This window comes from Serratia sp. NA_112.1 (assembly GCF_052691715.1).
On record NZ_JBQZFO010000016.1, the window covers coordinates 43,556 to 54,967 of the forward strand.

10 protein-coding genes are annotated in these 11,412 nt (G+C 54.4%); 6 read left to right on the forward strand and 4 right to left on the reverse strand.

Going from position 1 to position 11,412, the window contains the following annotated elements; translation table 11 throughout:
• The 3 genes from ulaC to ulaA are packed head-to-tail and all read right to left on the reverse strand — an operon-like array spanning position 1 to position 2,203.
• Positions 1–474 (reverse strand): PTS ascorbate transporter subunit IIA, encoded by a 474-nt coding sequence (gene ulaC, locus ACUTQ5_RS20925; RefSeq protein ID WP_445652800.1) that lies wholly within the window; start codon positions 472–474, stop codon positions 1–3.
• Between the two features lie 10 nt (positions 475–484).
• Entirely contained in the window at positions 485–793 is a 309-nt protein-coding gene (gene ulaB / locus ACUTQ5_RS20930; protein WP_445652801.1) for a PTS ascorbate transporter subunit IIB, read from the reverse strand.
• 12 nt (positions 794–805) lie between these two features.
• Complete coding sequence (gene ulaA, locus ACUTQ5_RS20935; protein ID WP_445652802.1) at positions 806–2,203, reverse strand: PTS ascorbate transporter subunit IIC; 1,398 nt, start codon at positions 2,201–2,203, stop codon at positions 806–808.
• A 404-nt stretch (positions 2,204–2,607) separates the two neighbouring features.
• Between ulaA and ulaG the strand changes: the two genes are divergently transcribed.
• From ulaG to glpD, 6 genes are all read left to right on the forward strand, one after another.
• Positions 2,608–3,672 carry an L-ascorbate 6-phosphate lactonase gene (ulaG, locus tag ACUTQ5_RS20940; protein ID WP_217331882.1) on the forward strand — a complete coding sequence of 355 codons (1,065 nt, stop codon included), beginning with the start codon at positions 2,608–2,610 and terminating at the stop codon, positions 3,670–3,672.
• Positions 3,673–3,791: 119 nt separating this feature from the next.
• The gene (ulaR, locus tag ACUTQ5_RS20945) at positions 3,792–4,547 is read left to right on the forward strand and encodes an HTH-type transcriptional regulator UlaR (protein ID WP_445652803.1); all 756 of its coding nucleotides are present in this window, start codon (positions 3,792–3,794) and stop codon (positions 4,545–4,547) included.
• An 83-nt stretch (positions 4,548–4,630) separates the two neighbouring features.
• Complete coding sequence (gene glpE, locus ACUTQ5_RS20950; RefSeq protein WP_445652804.1) at positions 4,631–4,957, forward strand: thiosulfate sulfurtransferase GlpE; 327 nt, start codon at positions 4,631–4,633, stop codon at positions 4,955–4,957.
• Between the two features lie 168 nt (positions 4,958–5,125).
• The gene (gene glpG, locus ACUTQ5_RS20955; RefSeq protein ID WP_445652805.1) at positions 5,126–5,962 is read left to right on the forward strand and encodes a rhomboid family intramembrane serine protease GlpG; all 837 of its coding nucleotides are present in this window, start codon (positions 5,126–5,128) and stop codon (positions 5,960–5,962) included.
• A 161-nt stretch (positions 5,963–6,123) separates the two neighbouring features.
• A complete protein-coding gene (locus tag ACUTQ5_RS20960) occupies positions 6,124–6,882 on the forward strand; it encodes a DeoR/GlpR family transcriptional regulator (protein ID WP_020837378.1) in 759 nt (252 codons plus the stop codon).
• A gap of 266 nt (positions 6,883–7,148) precedes the next feature.
• Entirely contained in the window at positions 7,149–8,657 is a 1,509-nt protein-coding gene (glpD, locus tag ACUTQ5_RS20965; RefSeq protein ID WP_445652806.1) for a glycerol-3-phosphate dehydrogenase, read from the forward strand.
• A gap of 205 nt (positions 8,658–8,862) precedes the next feature.
• On the opposite strand, the gene glgP is transcribed toward glpD, so the two are convergent.
• Positions 8,863–11,310: a glycogen phosphorylase gene (gene glgP, locus ACUTQ5_RS20970; protein WP_445652807.1), complete on the reverse strand. Its 2,448-nt coding sequence runs from the start codon at positions 11,308–11,310 to the stop codon at positions 8,863–8,865.
• Between the last annotated feature and the right edge of the window lie 102 nt (positions 11,311–11,412).

Consider the following 11,412-nt stretch of genomic DNA (forward strand, 5'->3'; position numbering starts at 1 on the left):
TTAATGCGTTGCCGCAGCCGCGGACGTTTGATTGATTAAATCCAGTACCTCAGCCACCGTGCGGCAGGCGCGCAAGCGATCAAAATTGGCTTCGTCTTCAAACAGGTTTACCACCTGCAGAATGCCAACTTCCTGATGCGTACGGCTGTCCACCGCAGCCAGGGTGATCAAGATATCGATCGGGTCGTTATCCTCATCGCCAAAGCACACTGGCGTTTTCAACGTGACCAAAGCAAAACCGGTTTTCAGTACCCCTTCTTCCGGACGACCGTGCGGCATCGCCAGCCCCGGAGCCAATACAAAATAGGGGCCGTGTCGTTCAACGCCGGCCAAGATGGCGTTGAAATAGCGGGGTTCCACCACCTCGGCGGCGACCAACAGTTCAACGCCCAATTTCACCGCCTGCCGCCAATCGGTGGCTTCCGCCTGCAGCAGGACTGATTTGTTCTGTGCCAGTGAGTCACTCAGTTTCATGGTCGTTCCCTCACTGGCTCAGGTCTTTGGGGAAATGCGCCCCAATCACTTCCATCAACTTGGGGCCAAAGTCGGTCGCAGAAAGCATATTGCGCACGCCGACCACATACTTGTTGCCACTGACGACAATCTCATCCGCCACATGGGTCGACGCGACAATGATGTCAGCACCGCCCAGTTCGGATTTGTACTCCCCGACCGCACAGCTGTTCACCGTATGCTTGACGCCCTGCTGGGTAAGGAATTGACCGACTTTCATTTTCATGATCATCGAGCTGCCTTGTCCGCAGCCGCATACCGCCAAAATTCGTACTGTCATGGTGCTCTCCCGTTACTGTGAGGCCGTTTCAGCCAGCTGTTTTTCCGCATCTTCTTCCGCGCGCAGGGCGCGCCCGGCGAAGAACATGTAAAGCAGTGCAATCACAATCACCACCCCCATAAACCACAGGCCCAGGCTCAGGCCCTGCATCAATGGCGGTGCCAGAATCGACCAGTCCGCCATCCCCATCCAGGCGCTCAGCCCGGTCAGCTTGACGGCCCAGACGCAGCCGAAGATCTCAATCATGCCCATCACCAGGCAGATTTTCATGGCGGCACGCCAGCCGCCGAAATGATTGGCAAACACGCCGATAGTGGCGTTAGAGAAAAACATCGGAATAAAACCGGGAATGATCATGATGGAAGAACCGAGCACCAGCAGCACCGCCACCGCAATCAACTGGCCAATGGTGCCCCACATAAAGCCCCAAACCACGGCATTTGGTGCAAAGCTGTAAATGGCGGCGCAGTCAATCGCCAGCACCGCGCCGGGGATCAGCCGTTGAGAAATACCATTGAAAGCTTCAGTCAGCTCGGCCACAAACATGCGCACGCCCTGAACAATGATGAAAATCGCCACCGCAAACATCAGCCCGGTTTGCAGAATGTAAATCGTCCAGTGCGTTTTCCCGGCCATGGCCTGCAGCGTATCCAGGCCAAATGAGCAGAGAATGATGCCGAAGAACAGCGTCATGACGATGGCGGTGGAAACGATATTGTCGTGGAAAATATTCAACCAGCCCGGCAGTTTCAATGCTTCCACGCTGTCTTCTTTTTTGCCCAGATAAGGGGCGATTTTATAGGCCACCCATGAGGCGAACTGCTGTTGGTGGCCAATAGAAAAGCCACTGTTTTCGGTTACTGCCTGAGTCGGCTTGAACATCATGTTGGAGGTTATCCCCCAATACAGCGAGGCCAGCAGCGCACTGCACAATACGGTGGTCCACATCCCATAGCCCAGGATGTAGAAAAATACGGCTAACAGCCCAACCTGTTGAAACATGATATGACCGGTGAGCATGATGGTGCGGATACCGGTAATACGCCGCAGCAGTACATAGAGGGTATTGAGCGCCAGCGCCAGCAGCACTGCATAGCCAACCCAGCTGTAGGCGTCACCCATACGCTCAATGGTGGCCATCATTGAGGCGTAGGTATCAGAAATCGCCCCGTTGATGCCGTACACCTCCGATAACTTCGCCACCACCGGTTTGAAGGTGCTGGTCAAAATACCGGAACCGGCTTGCAGCAACATAAAGCCGATAATCGTCTTGATGGTGCCTTTGATGATCACCGCTGCGCTTTTACGCAACAGCACATAGCCAAGCAGCGTGACTAACCCCAGCAACAAGGGGGCGTTAGTCATCACCTGATTAAAAAAAACGGTGAAAATGGTGTAGAGGGTGTCCATCTGGCTCTCCTGGTAGCGTTTGCATGCTTATTGCGCATTGGCGGACGCCACCAGCACCAAGCCAGGCGTCGCAGTCACGCAGGAACATCCTCACCATACCAATCACCAAGAATCACAAAAAGATTATAAATGATTATTTGTGAACAACCTCGCAAGATATAAAATAATTCTATGTTGATTCAACACCCTAAGATTCACTCCGTTGATTACCCATTGAATTAAATTACCTTTTACGCATTTTAAATCCATGTCCCGCAGATAACCCGGTGACAAGCCAAACGCCTTACTGCATTGCCAGCATAAAAAAACGGTGCTACATTCAGTCAAAATCGATCACATTAAATCTTAAAATGATTACATGTGATTATTTAAAACAATGAACCGCAAATGATGAGGGGTTAACCATGAGCAAAGTCGCAACGATTACGCGCGAATCCTGGATACTGAACACCTTCCCTGAATGGGGAACCTGGTTGAATGAAGAAATTGAACGCGAGCAGGTCGCGCCAGGCACTTTCGCCATGTGGTGGCTGGGATGCACCGGCATCTGGCTGAAATCGGAAGGAAGCGCAAACCTGTGCGTTGATTTCTGGTGCGGTACCGGCAAACAAAGCCACAGCAACCCACTGATGAAGAACGGCCACCAGATGCAACGCATGGCCGGGGTGAAAAAATTACAACCCAACCTGCGCACCACCCCCTTTGTGCTCGATCCTTTTGCGATCAAGGACATTGATGCCGTCCTGGCCACCCACGATCACAACGATCACATCGACGTGAACGTCGCCGCCGCCGTGATGCAGAACTGCGCGGCTTCGGTGCCTTTTATCGGGCCGCAAAGCTGCGTGGACATCTGGATCGGCTGGGGGGTACCACGCGAACGCTGCATCACGGTAAAACCGGGGGACGTAATCAAAATCAAAGATGTGGAAATCCACGCGCTGGATGCTTTTGACCGCACAGCATTGATCACGCTGCCGGTGGAACAAAAAGCCGCAGGCGTGCTGCCGGACGGCATGAACGAGCGAGCGGTAAATTATCTGTTCAAAACACCGGGCGGCAACTTGTACCACAGCGGTGACTCGCACTATTCCAACTACTACGCCAAACACGGTAATGATCATCAGATCGACGTGGCGCTGGGTTCCTACGGCGAGAACCCGCGTGGCGTCACCGACAAAATGACCAGCGCCGACATTCTGCGCATGGCGGAATCATTGAACGCCAAACTGGTGATCCCGTTCCATCACGACATATGGTCTAATTTCCAGGCGGACCCGCAGGAAATCCGCATGCTTTGGGAAATGAAAAAGGATCGGCTCCAATACGGATTCAAGCCTTTTATCTGGCAGGTTGGCGGCAAATTTACCTGGCCGCTGGACAAGGATAATCTGGAGTACCACTACCCACGCGGTTTTGACGACTGCTTTACCCTTGAACCCGATTTGCCTTTCAAATCCTTCCTGTAACCAGGCTATGGGGCATTTTGATGTCATACCTATGCGCACTTTTGAACAGCAATGATTCAAATCGTCAGAAGGTGCGCATATAATCAAAAAAAGTGTCCCCACTCCCTGATGGAGCCTGCATGACTGAGTCCCAACGCCATAATGCCATTCTCGATCTCTTACAGCATAAGGGGCAGATCTCCGTAGCGGACGTGATTACGGCATTTGAAATATCCCCCGCCACCGCGCGCCGCGATATCAACAAACTGAATGAAATCGGTAAACTGCGTAAGGTTCGCAATGGCGCAGAAGCCACCAGTACCCCTCGCGCAGCATGGACGCCACTCAATATCCACCAGGCCCAGCATCTGGACGAAAAAATGCGTATTGCCAAAGCGGCAGCGCAGCTGTGCCAGCCGGGCGAAAGCGTAGTGATTAACTGTGGCTCGACCGCTTTCCTGCTGGGACGCGAGATGTGCGGTAAAGACGTGCAGGTCATCACCAACTACCTGCCATTAGCCAACTATTTGATCGAGCAAGAGCATGACAGCGTAGTGATCATGGGTGGGCAGTACAATAAAACCCAATCAATCACCCTGGCACCGCAGGACGGCGACGCTTCGCTGTATGCCGGCCACTGGATGTTCACCAGCGGCATTGGCCTCACCGCCGACGGCCTGTACAAAACAGATATGTTAACCGCCATGGCCGAGCAGAAGATGCTGAACTATGTCGGTAAACTGGTGGTGCTGGTCGATAGCAGTAAAATTGGTCAACGTGCAGGCATGCTGTTCAGCCGTACCGAGCAAATCGACATGGTGATTACCGGCCGCGAAGCCGCCCCTGCTATCGTAGAACAGCTTCGCCTGCAGGGCGTTGAAGTCCAGTTGGTCTAAAAACCCACAACGTCGCTCTGGTCTTAATTGCCTCGGAGTTGGTTACAATAGCGACATTACTAATTACGAGGCAGTCGGCAGTCATGGAACAGTTTGAAGCGATCAACGTTGAGCAGGCATACAGCCGTTGGAAAGACGGCAGTGCTGCCCTGGTCGATATCCGCGATCCACAGAGTTTTGAAGCCGGGCACACGCCAGGCGCTTTTCACCTTACCAACGCCAGCCTGCAGACTTTTATGCAGCAGAATGACTTTGAGCGGCCGGTGATGGTGATGTGCTACCACGGCAACAGCAGCCGCAGCGCGGCGCAATATCTGCTGCATCAGGGGTTTGACGCGGTGTACAGCATTGACGGCGGCTTCGAGGCCTGGGCACGCCAATATCCTCAGGACGTTGAAACCTCCTCATAATCCTTCCCCCGCCGTCTGCGGCGGGTTCCTTTTTCGCGCTTTTAGTGAGTGTTTTTGCGGGTTTTTCGCAGATCTGCTGCCTGCGCTCAGGATTTCGACGGTATAATCGGCCGTCAACGCCATCGGGGTAAACCGACGGCTAAAATCATTCACTTAGACGGAAAAGCCATGGTTAGAGTAATCGCCGTATCCAATCCCCGCCTGGCGCAGGCCTTTGTCGACTACATGACGACACAGGGCATTGAGCTTAGGGTGCACAATACCGGCGAGGCGGCGGAAATCTGGCTGGCGGACGACAGCCATCTGGAGCAGGTGCAGCACGAACTGCAGCAGTTCCTGATCGACCCGCTTAACAGTCGCTATCGCGCCGCCAGTTGGCAGGCCGGCAACACCGCAGCCGACCTGCACTATCAGGGCTTCTCCTATCTGCAAATCCTGCGCAGCAAAGCCGGGCCGCTGACGCTCGGCGTGATGGTGTTGTGCATTGCGGTATATATCCTGATGCAGGCGCTGGGTGACGACACGGTGATGTACTGGCTCTCCTGGCCGCAAAACAGCAGCCAGTACCTGCAACTGTGGCGCTGGGTCAGCCATGCTTTCCTGCATTTCTCGCTGCTGCACATCACCTTTAACCTGATGTGGTGGTGGTATCTCGGCGGCCCGATGGAAAAACGCCTCGGTGCCGGCAAGCTGTTCGTGCTGGCGGTGGTCTCGGCCTTTTTCAGCGGTTGGGCGCAATCGCTGTTCAGCGGTGCCTTGTTCGGTGGCCTGTCCGGCGTAGTCTATGCGCTGATGGGTTACTGTTGGCTTAGCGGCGAACGTGCACCGGAACGCGGTCTGATGCTGCCACGCGGCCTGATGGTGTTTTCGGTTCTGTGGCTGGTGGCCGGATATTTCGATATTTTAGGAATGTCGATCGCTAACGCGGCACACGTAGCCGGTTTAGTGTTAGGGTTATTGATGGCATTTTGGGACACGCGTCATCGCGCGCACAACGAACAATAACAGCCAGGTACAAGCCAGGCGTTTTATAACCGTCATACTTCAAGCTGCATCTTTGTTGGTTGCGTCCATTCACCCCAGTCACATAGTTCGCTATGCTCTTGGGGATTCACGGACTTACCGCCGCGATACGGCTCGAATTATTTAGGGTATAGGGGATTACCGTGAAGCAAACACAGCGTCATGACGCAATTATCGAGCTGGTGCGCCTGCAGGGGTATGTCAGCACGGAAGAACTGGTCGAACATTTTGACGTCAGCCCGCAAACGATTCGCCGTGATTTAAATGACCTGGCCGATCAGAACAAAATCCAACGCCACCACGGTGGGGCAGCCTTGCCTTCCAGTTCGGTCAATGCCGCCTACAACGATCGTAAAGTGATGTGGTCGGAACAGAAAGCGCGTATTGCCCAACGCGTCGCCAGCCAAATCCCGGACGGTGCCACGCTGTTTATCGACATCGGCACCACGCCGGAAGCGGTCGCTCATGCACTGATGAACCACAAGAACCTACGCGTGGTGACCAATAACCTGAACGTCGCCACCCTGCTGACTGCCAAGGAAGATTTCCGTCTGATCCTGGCCGGTGGCGAAGTCCGCACCCGCGATGGCGGCATCATGGGCGAGGCCACGCTGGACTTTATCTCCCAGTTCCGTCTCGATTACGGCATTCTCGGTATCAGCGGCATCGATATGGACGGCTCGCTGCTCGAATTCGACTATCACGAAGTGCGCACCAAACGCGCAATTATCGAAAACTCGCGCTGCGTCATGCTGGTGACCGACCATTCCAAGTTCGGCCGTAACGCGATGGTCAACCTCGGTAACATGAACCTGATCGACTATCTGTTTACCGACCAACTGCCACCGCCAAGCGTGATGAAAATCATCGAGCAGTACGACGTACAGCTCGAACTGTGCTAAGCCCTTTCCATCCCGTTTAACCCTGCGGTACCGCTTTTTACCTCCGTTATTCCTGCCGTTTTCTCCGGGGTTCAGCCTGCTGGCCCCGGTCATTCCATCTCTAAATAACCCTTCTTTTTGTATACCTACTATCACCAAACTGTTACCTCTATCACGCCTAAATGTTTTTGTTTGGTTAAGTCTTGGCTTGTTTGTTGGTTTTTGATTACAATCATGAGCGAAAACGAACATGAAAGAGCTATTTCGAACATCTGGAGGAAGTTGACGTGGAAACCAAAGACTTGATCGTTATCGGTGGCGGCATCAACGGTGCCGGCATCGCGGCCGATGCTGCCGGGCGCGGGCTGTCCGTTCTGCTACTGGAAGCGCAAGACTTGGCCTGTGCTACGTCTTCCGCCAGTTCCAAACTGATCCACGGCGGCCTGCGCTACCTGGAACACTACGAATTCCGTTTGGTGAGCGAAGCGCTGGCCGAACGTGAAGTACTGCTGCGACTGGCACCGCATATTGCCTTCCCAATGCGTTTTCGTCTGCCGCATCAGCCGCACCTGCGCCCAGCCTGGATGATCCGTATTGGCCTGTTCCTGTACGATCACTTGGGTAAACGCACCAGTCTGCCAGGCAGCAAGGGTTTGCGCTTTGGACCAGAATCGGTGCTGAAGCCTGAATTGAAGCGCGGTTTCGAATATTCTGACTGCTGGGTTGACGATGCTCGCCTGGTGGTATTGAACGCCCAGGAAGTGGAAAAGCGCGGTGGCGAAGTGCGCACCCGCACCAAAGTGACCCGCGCATGGCGTGAAAACGGCCTGTGGATTGTGGAAGCTGTCGACGTCGACAGTGGCAAAACCTTTACCTGGCGCGCCAAGGGCCTGGTGAACGCCACCGGCCCATGGGTGAAGCACTTCTTCGACGATGGTCTGAAGCTGAAATCCCCTTATGGCATCCGTCTGATCAAAGGCAGCCACATCGTGGTGCCGCGCGTACACGAGCAGCCACAGTCTTATATTCTGCAAAACGAAGACCACCGTATAGTCTTCGTGATCCCATGGAATGACGAATTCTCAATCATCGGCACCACCGACGTGGAGTATCACGGCGATCCGAAAGACGTGAAGATCGACGATAACGAAATCAACTATCTGCTTAAAGTGTATAACGACCACTTCAAGAAGCAGTTGGGCCGTGACGATATCGTCTGGACATACTCTGGCGTGCGTCCGCTGTGCGACGACGAGTCAGACTCGCCGCAGGCGGTGACCCGGGATTACACGCTGGACGTGCATGACGAGCAGGGTAAAGCACCGTTGCTGTCCGTATTCGGCGGCAAACTGACGACCTACCGCAAGCTGGCTGAGCATGCGATGGAAAAACTGGCGCACTACTACCCTGGCTGTGGCCCGGCGTGGACCAAAAACGGTTCGCTTCCAGGGGGGGATATCGGTGGCGATCGCGACAGCTACGCCGCAAAACTGCGCCGTGAGCACAGCTGGTTGCCGGAATCCCTGGCACGCCGCTTTGCCCGCACCTACGGCAGCCACAGCGAGCTGATCCTGGCCAATGCCAATAGCCTCAGCGACCTGGGCGAAGATTTCGGTCATGGCCTGCATGAAGCCGAGTTGCGCTACCTGATCGACAAAGAATGGGTGGTGGAACTTGATGACGCTATCTGGCGCCGTACCAAGCTGGGTATGTGGCTGGACGAAGCACAGCAGGCACGGGTAAAAGCCTGGCTGGCAGAACACGCGAAAGTGAAAACGCTGTCTCTGGCATCGTAAACCGCTAAACGTTAAAAGGGCCGGAAATCCGGCCCTTTTTGTTGCTGACAAAGCAGGAAAAAGCGTGGTTTTTCCTGCTTTGTGGTGAGCAGCCGAAAATCAATAAATTGATTTTCCTGATTTTTCTTTATCGACCTCTACTCGCTCTGGGCAGAAATGAGGTTTGTCATCAGTCTGAAGGGCCGGAAATCCGGCCCTTTTGTATTTACAGCTTGATAGGTTTGATGTGCCAGATTTCGTCCGCATACTCCTGAATGGTACGGTCGGAAGAGAAGTAGCCCATGTTGGCGATATTCAATATTGCCCGCCGCGTCCAGTCATCCTGATTACGATACACCTCATCCACCTTATCCTGCGTATCCACATAGCTGCGGTAATCGGCCAGCAGTTGATAGTGATCGCCCAGATTAACCAGTGAATCAAACAGGTTACTGTAGCGCTTTGGCTCCTCAGGGCTGAAAGCACCTGTAGCGATCTGAGTCAGCGCCTGATGCAACTCTGGATCCTGCTCATAGTAAAGATGCGGGTTGTAACCGTTGCGTCGCAGTTCTTCTACCTGCTCGGCGGTATTGCCGAAGATAAAGATGTTCTCCTCCCCCACGTGTTCCAGCATCTCTACGTTAGCTCCGTCCAGCGTGCCGATAGTCAGCGCGCCGTTAAGAGCAAACTTCATATTACTGGTGCCGGACGCCTCGGTGCCCGCCAGTGAGATTTGCTCGGAAAGATCCGCCGCCGGAATGATCATCTGCGCCAGACTGACACCATAGTTCGGGATAAACACCACTTTCAACTGCGTATGCACGCGCGGATCGTTGTTGATCACCTTGGCGACATCGTTGATCAAGCGGATGATCTGCTTGGCGGCGTAATAGGCCGAAGCCGCCTTGCCGGCAAAGATCACCACCCGCGGCACCCGCTCGGCTTCCGGATCCTGCAGCAGACGGTTATACAAGGTGATCACGTGCAGTACGTTGAGCAACTGCCGTTTGTATTCGTGGATACGCTTGATCTGTACGTCGAACAGCGCGTCCGGGTTGACCACCACATTCAGCGTTTTGGCGATGTAGGTAGCCAGACGCTCCTTGTTCTGCCGTTTGGCGGCCTGCACTGCCTGCAGGAAGCTCGGGTAGTCGACATTGGCCTTTATCTCGCTCAGTTGGCTGAGATCGGTGCGCCAGGTCTGGCCGATACTGTCATCAAGTACGGCGGATAACGGACGGTTAGCCAGCCCCAGCCAGCGGCGTGGCGTAACACCGTTGGTTTTGTTGCAGAAACGATCGGGGAAGATATGGGCGAAATCGGCAAACAGTGATTGCACCATCAGCTCGGAATGCAGTGCGGAAACGCCGTTAACCTTGTGGCTGGCCACCACCGCCAACCAGGCCATACGCACCCGACGGCCATTGGTTTCATCAATGATCGACACTCGCGCCAGCAGGTCATTGTCACCCGGTACGACTTCCTGTACGTGTTTGAGGAAGTGATCGTTAATCTCGAAAATCAGTTGCAGGTGACGCGGTAGGATCCGGCCAATCATATCCAGCGGCCAGGTTTCCAGCGCTTCGCTCATCAGCGTGTGGTTGGTATAGGAGAACACCTTTTCCACCACGGCCCAGGCATCCAGCCAACTGAATTTATGCTCGTCGATTAACCGGTGCATCAGTTCCGGGATCGACAGTACCGGGTGGGTGTCATTCAGGTGAATGGCAATCTTGTCTGCCAGGTTGTCGAAGCTTTTATGCATCGTCCAGTGGCGGTTGAGGATATCCTGCACCGTGGCCGACACCAGGAAATACTCCTGTCGCAGGCGAAGTTCACGTCCGGAATAGGTGGAATCATCCGGGTACAGCACGCGTGAGACGTTCTCCGAGTGGTTTTTATCCTCAACGGCCGCGAAGTAATCCCCCTGGTTGAATTTACCCAGGTTGATTTCATTACTGGCCTGGGCACTCCACAACCGCAGCGTGTTAGTCGCATCGGTATCAAAACCGGGGATCACCTGATCGTAAGCGGCGGCAATAATCTCTTCGGTTTCTACCCAACGTGCCTTGGCGCCTTCCTGTTGAATGCGGCCGCCAAAACGCACCTTATAGCGAGTATTGTGACGTGGGAATTCCCACGGGTTGCCATATTCCAGCCAGTAGTCCGGGGATTCCATCTGCTGGCCGTTGACGATATTTTGTTTGAACATGCCATATTCATAACGAATGCCGTAGCCACGTCCCGGCAGCGCCAGCGTCGCCAGCGAGTCAAGGAAACAGGCCGCCAGCCGCCCCAGGCCACCGTTGCCGAGGCCAGGATCGTTCTCTTCCTCCAGCAGCTCACCCAGGCTCATCCCCATCTCATTCAATGCGTCGTCAATATCCTGATAAATTCCCATCGACAGCAGGGCGTTGGACAGCGTGCGGCCGATCAGGAACTCCATCGACAGGTAATACACCTGACGCACATCCTGTGAAAGTTGCGCACGGTTAGAACGCAACCAGCGTTCCACCATACGGTCGCGAACCGCAAACAACACGGCATTCAGCCAGTCATGCTGGTTGGCAATCGCCGGGTCCTTGCCGACAATAAACATCAATTTATAGGCGATGGAGTGTTTCAGCGCTTCAACACTGACCGTGGGTGAGGTGTAACTAATCGGTGAAGTCATAGCTTTTCGATCCCAAGTTCGTGGCTGCCCGTCGCCTTTCAAGCCGCAGCGTTGTTACCTGCTTACAAGGCCCATCCATGGTCCTTGCCCTTTCAGGGCCGC